The following is a 16469-nucleotide window of genomic DNA, read 5'->3' as shown; positions in this document are numbered from 1 at the left end:
GCTCGCGCGTCGGCGTCGGCCTCCCCGGACGCCTCGCCCTCCGCGTCCGCGTCCAAGACCCCCGAGCGCGAGGCGTCCCAGTCCGCCGAGGCCCCGGCCCAGACCACCCGGGCCGCCACCACGGCACCACCCGCCCAGGCCCCGGCCCCCGCCGACCCGCCTCCCTCCCGCCCGACGGCGACCGCGACCCACGGCAAACCCACGTCCGCCCCCACTCCGGCCCCGGAGCCGTCCAAGTCCTGCGACCGCTTCCTGTGGTGGTGCACCTGAGCCGATCTCCCCGCTTCCGCACGCCCTCGCCACCCCGTACCACCCCCGTGCCATCGGCCATCCGGGGTATCGGTGACACCAACCGGGGTCCGGGGCGGTTGAGTCGAAGAGGTACATCCCGCCGTACACGAACTCGTGGAGCGCGCCCCGGACGGGGAGCGGGCGTCGGCAGCGGCTCAGTGGAGGAGAACGGATGAGTCAGGAGATCACCGTCCAGGGCACGGTCGCCGAGGGCTTCGAGGCGGTACGCGAGGAGTTCGCCGCCTTCGTCTCCGGTGAACGCCCGGACTACGAAGGGCAGTTGTGCGCGTACGTGCACGGCAGGCAGGTCGTCGACCTGTGGGCGGGCGACGGTGTCGACGGCAGCACGCTGTACGGCGTCTACTCGTCCACCAAGGGCGCCGCCCATCTCGTCGTGGCTCTGCTCGTGCAGGACGGCACGCTGGAGCTGGACCGCAAGGTCACCTACTACTGGCCGGAGTTCGGCGTCGAGGGCAAGGGCGCGCTCACCCTGCGCGATCTGCTCGCCCACCGCGCCGGACTGATCGGCACGGACACCGGGTTCAGCCCGGCGGAGCTGGCCGACGACCGCGCGCTGGCCGAACGCCTCGCCGACCAGCGGCCGTTCTGGCGCCCCGGTACCGCCTTCGGCTACCACGCGATGGTGATCGGCGCCCTGACCGGCGAGGTCGCCCGCCGCGCGACGGGCCGCACGCTCCAGGAGCTGTACGAGGAGCGGGTCCGCGTCCCGTACGGCCTCGACTTCCACCTGGGCCTGCCCGCCTCCCGCGAGCCCCGCTTCCGTGGCACCCTGCCGATGGTGCTCACCCCCGTGCAGCAGGCGGAGTACGACGCGCAGCCGTCCGGCCCGCACACCCTGGAGGCCATCGCCTACAACCGGCACGCCGCCGAGCCCACCGACCTCGAGTCCGTGCCCAACGACCGCAACCTGCGCGCCAGGGGGCCCGCCTCCGTGGGCGGGGTCGCCTCGGCGCGCGGTCTCGCCGGGATGTACGCGGCGATGATCAGCGAGGTGGGCGAGAAGGCGCCGCTCCTGAAGGCGGACACGGTCGCGGAGTTCGGACAGCCGCACTCGGTCGGCTACGACCTGGTCGGCCGCGTCCACAAATCGTTCGGCCTCGGCTTCCAGATCACCGCCGACACCCATTACCCCTTCCTCGGCGCGGGCACCATCGGCCACAGCGGAGCCGCCGGCTCCCAGGCCTTCGCGGACCCGCGCAGCGGCCTCGCCTACGGCTACACCCGCCGCCGCTTCGCCTACCCCGGCGGCGCGGCCCCGGAGAACGACCGTCTGGTGGCGGCGGTGCACCGGGCGGCGCTGGGGCTCTGACACCCACGCCCGGACACTCGCGCCCGCGAGGACCGTACGCCGGAGGCCGCACCCCGCGTCCAGGGGTGCGGCCTCCGGCGCGTACCGGCACAGGGTTCAGAGCTTGACGACCATCTTGCCGATGTTCTCGCCGCGCAGCAGGCCGAGGAAGGCCGACACCGTGTTGTCGATGCCGTCGACCACCGTCTCGCTGTACTTCAGCTCGCCCGAGGCGACCCAGGGGCCGACCTCGCGGACGAACTCGGGCTGGAGGTCGTAGTGGTCGCCGACCAGGAAGCCCTCCATGCGGCCCCGGGTCTGGATCAGCCGGGCGAGGTTGTTCGGGCCGGGGGCGGGCTCGGTGTTGTTGTAGACCGAGATCATGCCGCAGATGGCGATCCGGCCGTGCAGCCGGAGCGAGCCGAGGGCGGCCTGGAGGTGGTCGCCGCCGACGTTGTCGAAGTAGACGTCGATGCCGTCGGGGGCGGCCGCGCGGAGCTGCTCGCCCACCGGGCCGTCCTTGTAGTTGAACGCGGCGTCGAAGCCGTACTCGTCCACCAGGAGCCGCACCTTCTCGTCGGACCCGGCCGAGCCGATGACCCGCGCGGCGCCCTTCAGCCGGGCGATCTGGCCGACCTCGCTGCCCACGGCACCGGCGGCGCCCGAGACGAAGACGGTGTCGCCCTCCTTGAAGTCGGCCACGCGCAGCAGACCGGCGTACGCGGTCAGGCCGGTCATGCCGAGGACGCCGAGGTAGGCGGAGAGCGGCGCGGCCTCCGGGTCGACCTTGGCGGCGCTCTTGGCGTCCACGGCCGCGTACTCGCGCCAGCCGAGGAAGTGCAGCAGATGGTCCCCGACCTCGACGCCCTCGGCGTTGGAGGCCACGACCACGCCGACGGCACCGCCCTGCATGGGCTCACCGAGGGCGAAGGGCTCGGAGTAGGACTTGGCGGCACTCATCCGGCCCCGCATGTACGGGTCCACCGAGAGGTACTCGTTCCGTACCAGGACCTGGCCCTCGCCGGGCACCGGCATGGGGACCTCGACGAGCGCGAAGTCCTCGGGCTTCGGCCAGCCGACGGGACGGCTCAGCAGATGCCACTCGCGGCTGACGGCGGGCAGGGCGGGGGAGTCGGACATGAGGGGCTGACCTTCTTCCAGAATGCTTCAGTACCTGAAATAACCATGCGCCTTAATATTTCAAGATGTCAAGTAACGCGGTATCCTGGAGCGCATGTCCCCCTCGTCCGCGTCATCCGCCCAGGAGCGGCGCCGTGCCGCCGACCCCCTCACCCTTGAGGTCGTCGAGCTGATCGGTGACGTCGTGGCCCGCTTCCACGCGGACTACGAGGAAGCGGCGGCCGCCCACGCCCTCACCGGCCCGCAGGCCCGTCTGCTCAGCCTGCTCGCGCTGGAACCGCTGCCGATGCGCCGCCTCGCCCAGCGGCTCAAGTGCGAGCCGTCGAACGTCACCGGGATCGTGGACCGTCTGGAGTCGCGCGGCCTGGTCGAGCGCCGCCCCGACAGCGGCGACCGCCGGGTCAAGCTCGCCGCCGCCACCGAGGAGGGGCTCAGCGTCGCCCGCGACCTGCGCGAGGGCCTGCGCTTCGCCCGCGAACCGCTCGCCGGGCTCTCGGACGACGAGCGGGGCTCCCTGCGGGACCTGCTGCGCCGGATGCTCTCGGCCTGATCCGGGCGTGGCCCCGCGGCCCGGGTTGGGTAAAGTCCTCGCCATGCGCGATCTCGGGGTGGGGTTCAGTCATCTGCTGCGCGGCCAGCGCTGGGTGACCCGGCACGGCGGACGGTACGGCTTCGGGCTGCTGCCCGGCCTGATCACCCTCGTCCTCTACTCGGCTGCGCTCGTCGCGCTCGCCGTGTGGGGATACGACGCCGTCGCCTGGGCGACCCCGTTCGCCGACGACTGGTCGAGCCCCTGGCAGGACCTGTTCCGGGACGTCCTCGCCGTCGTCCTCTTCGCCCTCGCCCTGCTGCTCGCGGTCCTCACCTTCACCGCGGTCACCCTGCTCGTCGGCCAGCCCTTCTACGAGAGCCTCTCCGAGCGGTGCGACGCGGACGTCTCGCCCGACGGCACCGCGCCCCGCTCCGAGCTGCCCCTGTGGCGCGAGCTGTGGATCTCGGCCCGCGACAGCCTGCGCATCCTGGTCCGGGCCTGTGTGTGGGGCGTCCTGCTCTTCGCGCTCGGCTTCCTGCCCGTGGTCGGCCAGACCGTGGTCCCGGTCGTCGGCTTCTTCGTCACCGGCTTCTTCCTCACCGAGGAACTGGCCGCCGTCGCCCTCCAGCGCCGGGGTATCGACCTGCGCTCCCGGCTCGCCCTGCTGCGCTCCCGCAAGAGCGTGGTCTGGGGCTTCGGCGTCCCGCTCGGCCTCGCCTTCCTGGTGCCGGTCGTCGCCGTCTTCCTGATGCCCGGCGCGGTCGCCGGTGCCACCCTCCTCGCCCGCGACCTCCTCGGCGAGGAGACCACCGAGGACGGTCCCGACGCCGAGCAGCCCGAGGCGGACCGCCCGGTCACCGCCTGAGCGGCCCACGGTGAAGTCGTGCGGGTGTGTGAAAGGTTCGTACGGAACCGTGCCCGCACCCCCGCTCGGCGGCCCCCGATCCGCCCTGGCCGGTTACCGTCGGAGCCGGGGCACGCCCCTCGACGAGCAGCCCCGGTCCGGAACCTGACAACTGGACCGGGGCTCGTCGCATCCCACCGGCGTGCCGTCCCTCAGAGGATCTCCTCGTCCGTCTTGCGCGCGTGCTCCGGAGTCGGCGCGTCGATCCGGCCCGGACGCCCCTGGATGGCGGGGTCGCCCGCGTTCACCACACCCACCGGCACGCCGTTCTCCATGACGACGGCCTGGCGCACGGAGTGCTCGCGCATCTTCTGGGTGACGACGTCGAGACCGTCCTCGACATCCACGACCACCAGGTCGTCCCGGACCGCCTCGCCCATGGTCAGCCGCTCGGCGTCGGCCCCGTCGGCGAGCACCCCGCTCAGCAGGTCGTGATCGCTGACCAGCCCGACCGGATCGCCGTCCGCCACGACGAGGACGACATCGGCCCCGCCGTCCCGCATCGTCCGGGCCACCGACGTCACCGAGTCACCGCTGTCGACCGTCGTGGGGTTCCCTGTCATGACCTCGCGCAGCGTGTTGTCCATCTCCGGCCCCTCTCGCAGACGCGTACGACCCTGTCCGCCCCGCCGGGTACCCCGCCCGCCGCTCCCGACCCACGGGCCCGTACGACGGCTAGCGCGCCGAGAAGCCGTACGCCGTCTCCGAGCGGTAGACCTCGCCCGGGTCGAGGCGGGTGGTCGGGAAGTCCGGGCGGTTGGGGGAGTCGGGGAAGTGCTGGGTCTCCAGGGCGATGCCCTCGCCGGGGCCGAAGGGGGCGCCCAGGTGGTCGGCGGTGTAGAGCTGGAGGCCGGGCTCGGTGGTCGACACCGTGAGCGTGCGGCCCGAGGCGGGGTCGTGCAGCTCGGCCACCTCCTCGGCGGCGGCCGTGACGCCCTTGTCCAGCACGAAGTTGTGGTCGTAGCCCGAGCCGGTCTTGCGGGCCGCGCGGAAGTCGAAGCGGGTGCCGGTCACGTCCAGCGGCGCGCCCTCGGGGATCAGGTCCGCGTCCACCGGGGTGTACCGGGAGGCGGCGAGCCGCAGTTCATGGCCGCCCGCGTGGCCGGAGCCCGGGCCGCCGAGGTTCCAGTACGTGTGGTTGGTGAGGTTCACGACCGTCGGCGCGTCGGTCACCGCCTCGTAGGCGATCCGCAGCGCGCCCGAGGCGTCCAGCGTGTACGTGGCGGTCACCTCCAGACGGCCCGGGAAGCCCTCCTCGCCATGCGGGCTGACCCGGCTGAGCCGCACCCCGTGCTCGACCGGCGCCACGTCCCACACCCGCCGGTCGAAGCCCTCCTCGCCGCCGTGCAGCGAGTTGGGGCCGTTGTTGGGCGCCAGCGCGTACGTCCGGCCGTCCAGCGGGAAGCGGGCGCCCCCGATCCGGTTGGCGTACCGCCCGACCAGGGCGCCCAGATACGGCCCCCGGTGCGTCAGATAGCCGTCCAGGGACGGGAATCCGAGGACCACGTCCGCCGGGCGCCCCTCCCGGTCCGGGATCTCGACGGACTGCACGATCCCGCCGTACGACAGCACGCGCACCCGCGTCCCGCCGCGCTCCAGCGTCCAGCGGTGCACCGGGGCTCCGTCGGAAAGTGTGCCGAAAAGTTCGCCCATGTGGGAAACCTTAGGTCAAGGTCGCTCCGCCGTGACCGTGCGGTACGCGATCTCGGCGAGCCTGGCCTGACCGCTGCGGCTCGGGTGGAACCAGTCCCAGCGGCTGAGCTGGCCGGTGCCGAACCGGTAGTCGAAGACCGCGTTGCCGTCGAAGCGGCAGCGTAGGTCCGTGGCGCAGACCTCCTTCAGCGCCGTGTTGTAGTCCTCCACCCGCCGCTGGACCGTCTCGCGCCGCCGCGTGGCCGCCGCCGTCAGGTCGTCGGCGGCGCCCAGCATCGACGGGCAGATGCCGAGCTTCCACACCTGCTTGCCGAGCGGGTCCGTGCGGCCCTTCGACCACAGCCGCTGGAGATTGGGCACGCTCGCGACGTACACCTGCGTCCTCGGCAGTGCCGTCCGCAGCGTGCGCAGGGACTTCGCGAAGTCCGCGCGGAAGTCCTCCACCGGGGTCATCGCGGACACCGAGGCACGGCAGGCGTCGTTGGCCCCGGCCATCACCGTCACCAACTCGGGCCTGCGGGAAGCGGCTTGAGCCATCTGGCCGGGCAGGTCGGCCATCCGGGCGCCGGTCACCGCGTAGTTCCAGCTGGACTTCGCCGCCTTCACCGGCCCGAGCAGTCGCACCGCGAGGCTCTCCACCCCGGCGTCGCTGCCCGTCGCCCAGGACACCTCCGGGCAGTCGGAGAACACCGCGCACGCGTCGAAGCCCCGGGTGATGGAGTCCCCGACGGCGGCGATCGAACCGGGGCTGCGGTCCCACACCGGCGCGGGCTTCGCGGGGGCCCGGGACACGCCCGTAGCCGCGTGATCACCCCGGATGGAGTCACACCCCGTCGCCAGCACGGCCGCCGTCAGCACCACGACGACGGCCCGTGCCCGGTGGCCTCGCTTCCGCATCCTGGCTGATCCCCTCGCTCGTCGACGCAGCTCCGGCAGGTGTGCCCCTCTCCTGACAACGTGCCGGAGTTCCCGCCCCGCCCCCGGGGAACGGCACACCCCCGTACAGGCGTCCCCCTGGGTGAATGGCGACGGTTTCCTGGCACCGGGACCGACGGTACGTCACACTCCTTGCACCGCCGCACGGTAGCCTCGCCCTCAACGCGGCCGTCGCCCCACGGCCGCCGGTCAGTCCGCAAGATGTCCCGCTCAGCCCGGAGGTTCCGGTGACGACACGTGGAGTTCTGTACGTGCACTCCGCGCCGCGCGCGCTGTGCCCGCATGTCGAGTGGGCCGTCGCCGGGGTGCTCGGCACGCGCGTCAACCTCGACTGGATCCGGCAGCCCGCCGCCCCCGGCACCTGGCGCTCCGAGTTCTCCTGGAAGGCCGAGGCGGGCACCGCCTCCAAGCTCGCCTCCGCGCTGCGCGGCTGGCAGATGCTCCGCTTCGAGGTCACCGCCGAGCCCAGCGCCACCGCCGAGGGCGAGCGCTACAGCTGCACCCCCGACCTCGGCATCTTCCACGCCGTCACCGGCATCCACGGCGACATCCTCATCCCCGAGGACCGCCTGCGCGCGGCCCTGCTGCGCAGCAAGCACGGCGAGACCGACCTCGAGTCCGAACTCTCCAAGCTCCTCGGCAAGCCCTGGGACGACGAACTGGAACCCTTCCGCTACGCGGGCGAGGGCGCCCCGGTCCGCTGGCTGCACCAGGTCGTCTGAGCGCCGTACGGGCCCGCGTCGGCCCGGGGTCCCCACGGATACGCGAAAGGGCCCCCACCAGCCGGTGGGGGCCCTTTCACATGCCGTCAGGCGGTCTGTCGTCAGACGGTCCTGAACGCCAGGACCACGTTGTGGCCGCCGAAGCCGAACGAGTCGTTCAGCACGGCGATACGGCCCTCGGGCAGCGCACGCGGCTCGCCGACGACGACGTCCGCGTTGACCTCGGGGTCCAGCTCGGTCACGTTGATGGTCGGCGGAGCGACCCGGTTGACCAGGGCCAGGATCGACGCGACGGTCTCGACGCCGCCCGCGCCGCCCAGGAGGTGACCGGTCATCGACTTGGTGGCGGAGATCGCCATGTGGTCGACGTCGTCGCCGAACACCTTGCGCAGCGCCTTGATCTCGGCCACGTCGCCCTGCGGCGTCGAGGTGGCGTGCGCGTTGACGTGCACGATCTCCGACGGCTTCAGGTCGGTGGAGTCCAGCAGGTTCTGCAGGGCGTGGGCGATGCCGTTGCCCGAGGGCTCCGGCTGCGTGATGTGGTGGGCGTCGGCGGAGACGCCCTGGCCGACCGCCTCGACGTAGATCCGGGCACCGCGCGCCTTGGCGTGCTCCTCGGACTCCAGCACGATCACACCGGCGCCCTCGCCGAGCACGAAGCCGTCACGGCCCGCGTCGTAGGGGCGCGAGGCACCCTGGGGGTCGTCGTTGTTCTTGGACATCGCCATCATGTTGCCGAAGGCGGCGATGGGAAGCGGGTGGATGGCGGCCTCGGTACCACCGGCCACGACCACGTCCGCACGACCGGTGCGGATCATCTCGATCGCGTACCCGATGGCCTCCGCGCCCGAGGCGCAGGCCGACACGGGGGTGTGCACACCGGCGCGGGCACCCAGCTCGATACCGACGTTGGCCGCCGGGGAGTTGGGCATCAGCATCGGCACGGTGTGCGGGGAGACACGGCGTACGCCCTTCTCCCTGAGCACGTCGTACTGGTCGAGCAGGGTCGTCACACCGCCGATGCCGGAGGCGATGACCGCGCCGAGCCGGTCGGGGTTGACGGCCTGGTCCTCGCCCGCCTTGGCGGTGAAACCGGCGTCCTGCCAGGCCTCCTTGGCCGCGATCAGCGCGAACTGCGCCGAGCGGTCCAGCTTGCGGGCCTGCGGGCGGGGGATGATCTCGCCGGGCTCGACCGCGACACGCGCGGCGATCTTGACGGGCAGCTCCTCCGCCCAGTCCTCCGTCAGGCGGCCGACGCCGGACCGGCCGGCGAGCAGGGCCTCCCAGGTGGAGGGCACGTCGCCACCCAGCGGTGTGGTTGCGCCGATACCGGTGACGACCACGGTGCGATTGGTCGGGCTCACGGGAATTCTTTCTCCAACGATGCGGGAATGTACGGCGCCACCGCCGGGTGGCGGGGCCTTGCGGCCTCGGGACCTCGCGGCCCGGGGCCTACGAGCCTCAGGCCTGGTGCTTGAGGATGTAGTCGGTGGCGTCACCGACGGTCTTGAGGTTCTTGACGTCCTCGTCCGGGATCTTCACGTCGAAGCGCTCTTCGGCGGCGACGACGACCTCGACCATGGACAGCGAGTCGACGTCGAGGTCGTCGGTGAAGGACTTGTCCAGCTGGACGTCCTCGGTGGGGATACCGGCGATCTCGTTCACGATCTCGGCAAGGCCCGCGACGATCTCTTCCTGGGTGGCGGCCATGTCAGGCGCTCTCCTTCTTAGATGTTCCAGACGGTTGATGGCAGTAGTCCCCGTATCGGACCGGTTGGTCCGGCACGGAGTGCCTAGGGGAGGGTAACGACCGTGGCGGCGTAGACCAGACCCGCCCCGAATCCGATGACGAGCGCCGTGTCGCCGCTCTTGGCCTCGCCGGTCGCCAGAAGCCGCTCCATAGCGAGCGGGATCGACGCGGCCGAGGTGTTGCCGGTGGTGCGGATGTCACGGGCGACCGTGACGTGCTCCGGCAGCTTGAGAGTCTTCACCATCGAGTCGATGATCCGCACATTGGCCTGGTGCGGGATGAAGACGTCCAGGTCGTCCGAGGTGATCCCGGCCGCGTCCAGCGCCTGCTGGGCGACCTTCGCCATCTCGAACACGGCCCAGCGGAAGACCGCCTGGCCCTCCTGGGTGATCGCGGGGAACTTGACGTTCCCCTCGCTGTCCAGGGGGAGTTCGGCGACGTCACCGATCGCGAACCGGTCCCACGGGACGGTCTGCTTGATGGTGCCGGACTTGTCGCCCTCCGAGCCCCACACCGTGGGGCCGATGGCGGGCTCCTCGGACGGGCCGACCACGACCGCGCCCGCGCCGTCGCCGAACAGGAAGGCCGTCGCGCGGTCCTCCAGGTCGGTCAGGTCGCTGAGCCGCTCCACGCCGATGACGAGCACGTACTCGGCGGAACCTTCCACCACCATGCCCTTGGCGAGGGTCAGGCCGTAGCCGAAGCCCGCGCAGCCCGCCGAGATGTCGAACGCGGCGGCCTTGTCGGTGCCCAGCTTGTGCGCGATCTCGGTGGCCACGGCCGGGGTCTGGCTGAAGTGCGAGACCGTGGAGACCACCACGGCGCCGATCCGGTCGGCGTCGATGCCCGAGTCGGCGATGGCCTTGCCCGCCGCCTCGATAGACATCGCGGCGACCGTCTCCTCGGGGCCCGCCCAGTGCCGGGTCTCGATGCCGGAGCGGGAGCGGATCCACTCGTCGGAGGAGTCGATCTTCTCCAGGATCACCTCGTTGGGCACCACCCGGGTCGGCCGGTAACCGCCGACCCCGAGGATGCGCGCGTACGGGGCGCCCTTGCTGGGCCTGATCTTCGCCATTGCCATGGGCTCCTTCTCAGACACCCGCCGCGTCGGCGGCAGGAGTCGCGGTCTCGGCGATGAGCGCGCGCGCCGCGTCGAGGTCTTCGGGGGTCTTCAGCGCCAGCGTCCGCACGCCCGGCAGGGCCCGCTTGGCCAGACCGGTCAGGGTGCCGCCCGGGCACACCTCGATCAGGGCGGTGACGCCGAGTGCCTTGAAGGTCTCCATGCACAGGTCCCAGCGGACCGGGTTGGCGACCTGGCCGACCAGCCGCTGGAGCACCTCGGTGCCCGTCGCGACGGTCTGCCCGTCCTTGTTGGAGACGTAGGGGAACGCCGGGTCGGCGGGCGTCAGGGAGGCGGCCGCCTCGGCCAGCTTCTCCACCGCGGGCGCCATGTGCAGGGTGTGGAAGGCGCCGGCCACCTTCAGCGGGACGACCTTGCGGACGCCCTCGGGCTTGTCCTCGTTCAGCGCGGCCAGCTGCTCCAGCGTGCCCGCGGCGACGATCTGGCCCGCGCCGTTGATGTTGGCCGGGGTGAGGCCCAGCTTCTCCAGGTGCGCGACGGAGACCTCCGGGTCGCCGCCGAGCAGCGCCGACATGCCGGTCTCCGTGATCGCGGCGGCCTCGGCCATGGCCAGACCCCGCTGACGGACCAGGCGCAGCGCCTCCGTGTCGTCCAGCACGCCGGTGATCGCGGCGGCGGTGATCTCGCCCACGCTGTGGCCCGCGACCGCGCCCGGCGCGATCGCCGCGATGTCACCCAGTGCCGCGGCGGACAGGATTCCGGCGGCGACAAGGAGCGGCTGCGCCACCGAGGTGTCGCGGATCGCGTCCGCGTCGGCCTCGGTGCCGTAGTGGACCAGGTCCAGGCCGATGGCCTCCGACCACGCGGCGACACGGTCGGCGGCACCGGGCAGTTCGAGCCAGGGAGTCAGGAAGCCGGGCGTCTGGGCGCCCTGGCCGGGAGCGACGAGTACGAGCACTCTCACACTCTCTCTTGGGGACGGCCTGGGCCGCCCGTGAGGACAGGGACGAAGAACACGAGGGGCTTTTGTGGACCCTGGACAAAAAGCTAGAGCTGGGCGTCTCCATCGGTCAGCCGCCCCAGGATCAGGGCGATCCGCAACGTGAACGCGGATCGTACATCGGAAGGTGACCAGCCGGTGACGTCAGTCACACGTCGGAGCCGGTAGCGGACGGTGTTCGGGTGAACGAAGAGCATCCGGGCGGCGCCCTCCAGGCTGCTCGCCTGCTCCAGGTAGACACTCAGGGTCTCCAGGAGCGCCGAGCCGGCCTCCTCCAGCGGTCTGTAGATCTCCTCCACCAGCTGCTCGCGCGCACCCGGATCACCCGCGATGGCGCGCTCCGGCAGCACATCGTCGGCCAGCACCGGGCGGGGCGCGTCCTGCCAGGCGGAACACGCCTTCAGGCCCGCCGCGGCCGCCTGCGCGGAGCGGGTCGCGGCCTGGAGGTCGGACACCACGGGCCCCGCGACCACGGGCCCCGCGGCGAACGGGCCGATCAGCGACTTGGCCACCGCGAGCGGATAGGCGCTGCCGCCCGCGATCACCACGAGCCGGTCCCCGAGCACACCGGTGAGCACCTGGAGCTTGGCATGCCGGGCGGCCCGCCGGATCGCCTCCACGGTCAGTTCGCTGTCGCCCTCGGGCGCGGTGCCGAGCACCACGCACACATGCTCCGGGGAGTTCCAGCCGAGCGCGGCGGCCCGGCTGACGGCGCCCTCGTCGGCCTCGCCGCTGAGCACCGCGTTCACCACCAGGGACTCCAGGCGCGCGTCCCAGGCACCGCGTGCCTCGGCGGCCTGGGCGTACACCTGGGCGGTGGCGAAGGCGATCTCCCGGGCGTAGACCAGGAGCGCCTCGCGCAGCACGCGCTCGTCGCCGGGCGCGGCCACCTCGTCGATGGCGCTCTCCATGACCTCGATGGTGGTGCGCACCATCTCCACGGTCTGGCGCAGCGTGATCGCCCGGGTCAGCTCGCGGGGCGCGGTGCCGAACACGTCGGTCGAGATCGCCTGGGGCGCGTCCGGGTGCCGGAACCACTCGGTGAAGGCGGCGATGCCCGCCTGGGCCACGAGCCCGATCCAGGAGCGGTTCTCCGGTGGCATCGCCCGGTACCACGGCAGGGTGTCGTCCATGCGCGCGATGGCCTGCGCGGCGAGATTCCCGGAGGACTTCTCCAGCCGCTTCAGGGTCGCGGAGTGCGGGTGGGCGGCATGACGTGCGGGATCGCTGCTGTGGGATTCGGGTTCGGGCACGGGGACAAGAGTGCCTTATCCGGCGGGGGACATGCGTCGCCGGGTCCCGCCGAGCGCCCGGCACCGGGCCCCGGGGAGCTGCCGCCGGGGACTACCGTGGGGCCCATGATCGAGGTGCGGCGCGCGGACGAACGCCATCGCGGAGGCGACCCGGAGGCCGGGATCGAATCCCGGCACGCCTTCTCCTTCGGCCCGCACTACGACCCGGACAACCTGCGCTTCGGCGCGCTGATCGCCTGCAACGAGGAACGGCTCGCCCCCGGCGCGGGCTTCGCCGAACACCCGCACAGCCACACCGAGATCGTCACGTGGGTGACCGAGGGGGAACTGACCCACCGCGACTCCACGGGCCGCGCGAGCGTGATCCGCCCCGGTGACGTACAACACCTGAGCGCGGCGGCGGGGGTACGGCACTCCGAGCGCAACGAGGGCGCGGAGCCGCTGACCTTCGTCCAGATGTGGCTGGCCCCCCGGGAGTCCGGCGGGGAGCCGTCGTACGCGGTCGTCCGGGACCTGGCCGAGGCGTACGCGGTGCCCGGCGCGGGCGCGAGCCTGCGGGTGCTGTGTCCGGCGGCGGCGGAGCGGACCGCGCTTCCCGACGCTCCGCTTCTCTACGTCCATGTCGTGCGCGGCGAGGTACGGCTCGCGGACGGCACCCCCGGCTCCGGCGACACCCTCGGCCCCGGCGACTCGGCGCGGATCACCGGGGCGCGGGACCTGGAGCTGACCGGGGTGACGGCGGCCGAGGTCCTGCTGTGGCGGATGGAGCCGGTCAGCGCCTGAACTCCGCCAGCACCGCGTCCGTGAACGGCGGCCACGCCTCGACGGCCCACGGTCCGAAGGCGCGGTCGGCCAGGGCGACCGCCGCGAGCCCCGCGTCCGGGTCGATCCACAGGAAGGTGCCGGACTGGCCGAAGTGGCCGAAGGTGCGGGGCGAGGACGAACTGCCGGTCCAGTGGGGGGACTTGCCGTCGCGGATCTCGAAGCCGAGGCCCCAGTCGTTCGGGTTCTGGTGGCCGTAGCCCGGCAGGACGCCCTTGGCGCCCGGGTACTGCACGGTCATCGCCTCGGCGACCGTGCGCGGGTCGAGCAGCCGGGGCGCCTGGACCTCGGCCGCGAAGCGCAGCAGATCCTCGACGGTCGAGACGCCGTCCTTCGCGGGGGAGCCCTCCAGCGAGGTCGCGGTCATGCCCAGCGGCTCCAGGACCGCCTGGCGCAGATACTCCGCGAAGGGGATGTCGGCCGCCTTGGCGATGTGGTCCCCGAGCTGCTCGAAACCGGCGTTGGAGTACAGCCGCCGCTCCCCGGGCGCCGCCAGGCCGCGGTGCTCGTCGAAGGCGAGGCCCGAGGTGTGCGCGAGCAGATGGCGGACGGTCGAGCCGGGCGGCCCGGCGGGCTCGTCCAGCTCGATCGCCCCCTCCTCGTACGCGACGAGCGCCGCGTAGGCGGCCAGCGGCTTGGTCACCGAGGCCAGCGGGAAGCGGTGCCCGGCCGGGCCGTGGGTGCCGAGGACCGTCCCGTCGGCGCGGACGACGCCCGCGGCGGCGGTGGGAACGGGCCAGTTCTCGATCAGTGCCAAGCTCTGCGACGACATGCCGAGGAGCCTATGCGGGTCACAGGACCAGCTCCATCAAGGGGTCCGGCTTCGGGCGGAAGCCCAGCGACTCGTACAGCGGCAGGGCCTCGGCGGAGGCGGTCAGCTGGATCTTGCCCGCGCCGCGCTCGCGGAACCACTCAAGGAGCCCGTCCACCACACAGGCGCGGGCGTACCCCCGGCGGCGGACGTCGGGATCGGTGGCCACGCTGAAGACGAAGCCGACGGCGCCCGTGGGGTTGTTGGCGTGGCCGATCCGGTACTCGACCGTCCCGGCGGCAAGCGCGGCCAGCGCGCCCGGCCGCTCCGGGTGGTCCACCACGAAGGCGGCGAACGGCCCCGCCGGATCGGCCAGCCGCTCGCGCAGCGTGGGCAGCGACCGATCGTGCCAGGACCCGGCGGCGGGGTGCGGGGAGACGGCGTCGATCATCACCTGGCGCAGGCGCAGCACTTCCCGCGCGTCCTCGGGCCGGGCCCGTCGTACGAGACTCATGGCAGCGCACGCTAACGGCCGACTCCCGCCGCCGTCCTGGTATTTGTGCCGGGCCGCGCTTGCCTGGAGTGCGCTCGAAGGTCATAGCGTGGGGGCATGACGGTGATGCAGACCATGCAAGCGGCCACCGGGGAAGTCACCACCCCCGACATCTGTGCTCCGGCCGCCCAGCGGCGCCATCCCAGGCCCGACGGCCAGGACCGCTACACGATCAGCGAGGTCGTCGCCTTCACGGGACTGACCGCGCACACCCTGCGCTGGTACGAAAGGATCGGCCTGATGCCGCACGTCGACCGGTCGCACACCGGCCAGCGCCGCTACCGCAACCCCGACCTGGACTGGCTGGACCTCGTCACCAAGCTGCGCCTGACCGGGATGCCGGTGGCCGACATGGTGCGCTACGCGGAAATGGTCCGCGCGGGGGAGGACACCTATCCGCAGCGCAAGGCCCTGCTGGAGGACACCCGCAGGGACGTGCTGACCCGGATCGCCGAACTGCGCGACACGCTCGCCGTACTCGACCTCAAGATCAGCGTTTACACGACGGAGGGGAACAACCAATGAGCGACGACCGGATGACGTCCGTACGGCTCGGCACGGACGGACCGGAGGTCGGTGTCCAGGGCCTGGGCTGCATGGGCATGAGCTTCGCCTACGGCCCGGTCGACGCCGACGCCTCGCGGGCCACCCTCGACCGGGCCCTGGAGCTGGGGGTGACGCTGTACGACACGGCGGACGCCTACGGCGCCGGGGACAACGAGCGTTTCCTCGCCCCCTTCTTCGAGGCGCACCGCGACGAGGTGGTCATCGCCACCAAGTTCGCCCTCTCGATCCCGGCGGGCGACCCGTCCAAGCGGGTCATCCGCAACGACGCCCCCTATATCCGCCAGGCCGTCGAGGCGAGCCTGAAGCGGCTCGGCGTCGACGAGATCGACCTCTATTACATGCACCGCCGCGATGTGAACGTGCCCCTGGAGGAGAGCGTCGGCACCATGGCGGAGCTGGTCCGCGAGGGCAAGGTCAAGCACCTTGGCCTGAGCGAGGTGACGGCCGACGAGCTGCGCGCCGCGCACGCCATCCACCCCATAGCCGCCGTGCAGTCGGAGTGGTCGCTGTTCAGCCGGGACATCGAGGCCCACGTGGTGCCCGCCGCCCGTGAGCTGGGCGTGGGCCTGGTGGCGTACTCCCCGCTCGGCCGGGGCTTCCTGACCGGAGCCTTCACCGACGCGGCCAAGGACCTGACCGCCGACGACTTCCGCAGCACCCACCCCCGCTTCACCGGCGACAACGCCACCGCCAACGCGGCCCTGCTGGCGCCGGTGCGTAAGGTCGCCGAGGCGCACGGGGTCTCCCTCGGCCAGGTCGCCCTCGCCTGGGTCCAGCAACGGGTGGCCGTCTGGGGCCTGCCGGTCGTGCCGATCCCGGGCACCCGCAAGCCGAGCCGCGTCACCGAGAACGTGGCCGCCACGCACCTCGTGCTGAGCGACGAGGAGCTGGCCCTCCTGGAGCCGATCGCCGGCCGGGTGGCGGGCAACCGGTACGCGGACATGTCGTTCAGCTCCGCGGGCCGCGAGTAGCGGTGAGCACGGGCGGAGCCCTACAGCTCCGCCAGCAGCTCGGCCTTCTTGGCCGCGAACTCCTCGTCCGTCACCAGCCCGGCCTGGTGCAGCTCCCCGAGATGCCGGATGCGTTCGGCGATGTCGGCGGGGTCGCGCCGGGCCGGGTCCGTGACCCGGGCCGTCACGGCGGCGGGCGCGGGCGCGGTGCCGCGCTCCCGGACCGCCGCGAGCACGGCCGCCGCGAAGGGCAGC

19 protein-coding genes and 1 pseudogene are annotated in these 16469 nt (G+C 72.4%); 8 read left to right on the top strand and 12 right to left on the bottom strand.

Annotated features, from left to right (window positions below; genetic code table 11):
* Positions 1 to 270: pseudogene (locus GTW40_RS20445) on the top strand (hypothetical protein); the annotation flags it as partial.
* Between the two features lie 193 nt (positions 271 to 463).
* Positions 464 to 1621 carry a serine hydrolase domain-containing protein gene (locus GTW40_RS20440; protein ID WP_161181645.1) on the top strand — a complete coding sequence of 386 codons (1158 nt, stop codon included), beginning with the start codon at positions 464 to 466 and terminating at the stop codon, positions 1619 to 1621.
* 96 nt (positions 1622 to 1717) lie between these two features.
* On the opposite strand, the gene GTW40_RS20435 is transcribed toward GTW40_RS20440, so the two are convergent.
* The gene (locus tag GTW40_RS20435; protein WP_161181644.1) at positions 1718 to 2740 is read right to left on the bottom strand and encodes an NADP-dependent oxidoreductase; all 1023 of its coding nucleotides are present in this window, start codon (positions 2738 to 2740) and stop codon (positions 1718 to 1720) included.
* Between the two features lie 94 nt (positions 2741 to 2834).
* Here GTW40_RS20435 and GTW40_RS20430 point away from each other — a divergent pair, with 94 nt between their 5' ends.
* Together GTW40_RS20430 and GTW40_RS20425 are read left to right on the top strand one after the other, a co-directional pair.
* Positions 2835 to 3290 carry a MarR family transcriptional regulator gene (locus GTW40_RS20430; protein ID WP_161181643.1) on the top strand — a complete coding sequence of 152 codons (456 nt, stop codon included), beginning with the start codon at positions 2835 to 2837 and terminating at the stop codon, positions 3288 to 3290.
* Between the two features lie 43 nt (positions 3291 to 3333).
* The gene (locus GTW40_RS20425) at positions 3334 to 4137 is read left to right on the top strand and encodes an EI24 domain-containing protein (RefSeq protein WP_161181642.1); all 804 of its coding nucleotides are present in this window, start codon (positions 3334 to 3336) and stop codon (positions 4135 to 4137) included.
* A gap of 191 nt (positions 4138 to 4328) precedes the next feature.
* Here the strand turns inward: GTW40_RS20425 and GTW40_RS20420 are convergent, their stop codons facing one another.
* The 3 genes from GTW40_RS20420 to GTW40_RS20410 all read right to left on the bottom strand — a co-directional run bounded on the left by GTW40_RS20420 (position 4329) and on the right by GTW40_RS20410 (position 6726).
* Positions 4329 to 4763, bottom strand: a complete 435-nt coding sequence (locus GTW40_RS20420) for a CBS domain-containing protein (protein WP_161181641.1) — start codon at positions 4761 to 4763, stop codon at positions 4329 to 4331.
* Positions 4764 to 4851: 88 nt separating this feature from the next.
* Positions 4852 to 5829: an aldose epimerase family protein gene (locus GTW40_RS20415; RefSeq protein ID WP_161181640.1), complete on the bottom strand. Its 978-nt coding sequence runs from the start codon at positions 5827 to 5829 to the stop codon at positions 4852 to 4854.
* Positions 5830 to 5844: 15 nt separating this feature from the next.
* On the bottom strand, positions 5845 to 6726 hold the full coding sequence (locus tag GTW40_RS20410; RefSeq protein WP_161181639.1) for an SGNH/GDSL hydrolase family protein: 882 nt from the start codon (positions 6724 to 6726) through the stop codon (positions 5845 to 5847).
* Positions 6727 to 6992: 266 nt separating this feature from the next.
* Here GTW40_RS20410 and GTW40_RS20405 point away from each other — a divergent pair, with 266 nt between their 5' ends.
* Positions 6993 to 7487 (top strand): DUF3145 domain-containing protein, encoded by a 495-nt coding sequence (locus tag GTW40_RS20405; protein WP_161181638.1) that lies wholly within the window; start codon positions 6993 to 6995, stop codon positions 7485 to 7487.
* A 101-nt stretch (positions 7488 to 7588) separates the two neighbouring features.
* On the opposite strand, the gene fabF is transcribed toward GTW40_RS20405, so the two are convergent.
* The 5 genes from fabF to GTW40_RS20380 form a co-directional block, all read right to left on the bottom strand.
* Complete coding sequence (gene fabF / locus GTW40_RS20400) at positions 7589 to 8851, bottom strand: beta-ketoacyl-ACP synthase II (RefSeq protein ID WP_161181637.1); 1263 nt, start codon at positions 8849 to 8851, stop codon at positions 7589 to 7591.
* 97 nt (positions 8852 to 8948) lie between these two features.
* On the bottom strand, positions 8949 to 9197 hold the full coding sequence (locus tag GTW40_RS20395) for an acyl carrier protein (protein ID WP_018545314.1): 249 nt from the start codon (positions 9195 to 9197) through the stop codon (positions 8949 to 8951).
* Between the two features lie 83 nt (positions 9198 to 9280).
* Positions 9281 to 10312 carry a ketoacyl-ACP synthase III gene (locus GTW40_RS20390; RefSeq protein WP_161181636.1) on the bottom strand — a complete coding sequence of 344 codons (1032 nt, stop codon included), beginning with the start codon at positions 10310 to 10312 and terminating at the stop codon, positions 9281 to 9283.
* Positions 10313 to 10328: 16 nt separating this feature from the next.
* Entirely contained in the window at positions 10329 to 11276 is a 948-nt protein-coding gene (locus GTW40_RS20385; RefSeq protein ID WP_161181635.1) for an ACP S-malonyltransferase, read from the bottom strand.
* Positions 11277 to 11365: 89 nt separating this feature from the next.
* Positions 11366 to 12571 (bottom strand): helix-turn-helix domain-containing protein, encoded by a 1206-nt coding sequence (locus GTW40_RS20380; protein WP_161181634.1) that lies wholly within the window; start codon positions 12569 to 12571, stop codon positions 11366 to 11368.
* Between the two features lie 105 nt (positions 12572 to 12676).
* Between GTW40_RS20380 and GTW40_RS20375 the strand changes: the two genes are divergently transcribed.
* Positions 12677 to 13354, top strand: coding sequence for a pirin family protein (locus GTW40_RS20375; RefSeq protein WP_161181633.1), 678 nt, complete (start codon positions 12677 to 12679; stop codon positions 13352 to 13354).
* On the opposite strand, the gene GTW40_RS20370 is transcribed toward GTW40_RS20375, so the two are convergent.
* Positions 13344 to 14165, bottom strand: a complete 822-nt coding sequence (locus GTW40_RS20370) for a serine hydrolase domain-containing protein (protein WP_161181632.1) — start codon at positions 14163 to 14165, stop codon at positions 13344 to 13346. The genes GTW40_RS20375 and GTW40_RS20370 overlap by 11 nt on opposite strands.
* Before the next feature lie 19 nt (positions 14166 to 14184).
* Entirely contained in the window at positions 14185 to 14658 is a 474-nt protein-coding gene (locus GTW40_RS20365; RefSeq protein ID WP_161181631.1) for a GNAT family N-acetyltransferase, read from the bottom strand.
* Between the two features lie 96 nt (positions 14659 to 14754).
* On the opposite strand from GTW40_RS20365, the gene GTW40_RS20360 reads away from it, so the two are divergent.
* Together GTW40_RS20360 and GTW40_RS20355 are read left to right on the top strand one after the other, a co-directional pair.
* Entirely contained in the window at positions 14755 to 15222 is a 468-nt protein-coding gene (locus tag GTW40_RS20360; RefSeq protein WP_161181630.1) for a MerR family transcriptional regulator, read from the top strand.
* On the top strand, positions 15219 to 16235 hold the full coding sequence (locus GTW40_RS20355) for an aldo/keto reductase (RefSeq protein WP_161181629.1): 1017 nt from the start codon (positions 15219 to 15221) through the stop codon (positions 16233 to 16235). Before GTW40_RS20360 ends, GTW40_RS20355 begins: the two co-directional genes overlap by 4 nt.
* 20 nt (positions 16236 to 16255) lie before the next feature.
* Here GTW40_RS20355 and GTW40_RS20350 read toward each other — a convergent pair.
* Positions 16256 to 16469 (bottom strand): SHOCT domain-containing protein (locus tag GTW40_RS20350; RefSeq protein ID WP_161181628.1); only part of this gene is annotated, 214 nt, incomplete at its 5' end.

Origin of the sequence: Streptomyces sp. SID4985 (assembly GCF_009863025.1) — a bacterium.
In the GTDB taxonomy this organism is placed as follows: Bacteria; Actinomycetota; Actinomycetes; order Streptomycetales; family Streptomycetaceae; genus Streptomyces.
This window is presented reverse-complemented; position numbering and strand designations above follow the sequence as displayed.

Excerpts from the sequence above, each read along its gene's own strand:
- GTW40_RS20375 (WP_161181633.1), top strand. The coding sequence starts at position 12,677 with ATGATCGAGGTGCGGCGCGCGGACGAACGCCATCGCGGAGGCGACCCG.
- GTW40_RS20430 (WP_161181643.1), top strand. The coding sequence starts at position 2,835 with ATGTCCCCCTCGTCCGCGTCATCCGCCCAGGAGCGGCGCCGTGCCGCC.
- GTW40_RS20370 (WP_161181632.1), bottom strand. The coding sequence starts at position 14,165 with ATGTCGTCGCAGAGCTTGGCACTGATCGAGAACTGGCCCGTTCCCACC.
- GTW40_RS20415 (WP_161181640.1), bottom strand. The coding sequence starts at position 5,829 with ATGGGCGAACTTTTCGGCACACTTTCCGACGGAGCCCCGGTGCACCGC.
- GTW40_RS20410 (WP_161181639.1), bottom strand. The coding sequence starts at position 6,726 with ATGCGGAAGCGAGGCCACCGGGCACGGGCCGTCGTCGTGGTGCTGACG.
- GTW40_RS20440 (WP_161181645.1), top strand. The coding sequence starts at position 464 with ATGAGTCAGGAGATCACCGTCCAGGGCACGGTCGCCGAGGGCTTCGAG.
- GTW40_RS20425 (WP_161181642.1), top strand. The coding sequence starts at position 3,334 with ATGCGCGATCTCGGGGTGGGGTTCAGTCATCTGCTGCGCGGCCAGCGC.
- GTW40_RS20435 (WP_161181644.1), bottom strand. The coding sequence starts at position 2,740 with ATGTCCGACTCCCCCGCCCTGCCCGCCGTCAGCCGCGAGTGGCATCTG.
- GTW40_RS20365 (WP_161181631.1), bottom strand. The coding sequence starts at position 14,658 with ATGAGTCTCGTACGACGGGCCCGGCCCGAGGACGCGCGGGAAGTGCTG.
- GTW40_RS20390 (WP_161181636.1), bottom strand. The coding sequence starts at position 10,312 with ATGGCGAAGATCAGGCCCAGCAAGGGCGCCCCGTACGCGCGCATCCTC.
- GTW40_RS20420 (WP_161181641.1), bottom strand. The coding sequence starts at position 4,763 with ATGGACAACACGCTGCGCGAGGTCATGACAGGGAACCCCACGACGGTC.
- GTW40_RS20355 (WP_161181629.1), top strand. The coding sequence starts at position 15,219 with ATGAGCGACGACCGGATGACGTCCGTACGGCTCGGCACGGACGGACCG.
- GTW40_RS20395 (WP_018545314.1), bottom strand. The coding sequence starts at position 9,197 with ATGGCCGCCACCCAGGAAGAGATCGTCGCGGGCCTTGCCGAGATCGTG.
- GTW40_RS20360 (WP_161181630.1), top strand. The coding sequence starts at position 14,755 with ATGACGGTGATGCAGACCATGCAAGCGGCCACCGGGGAAGTCACCACC.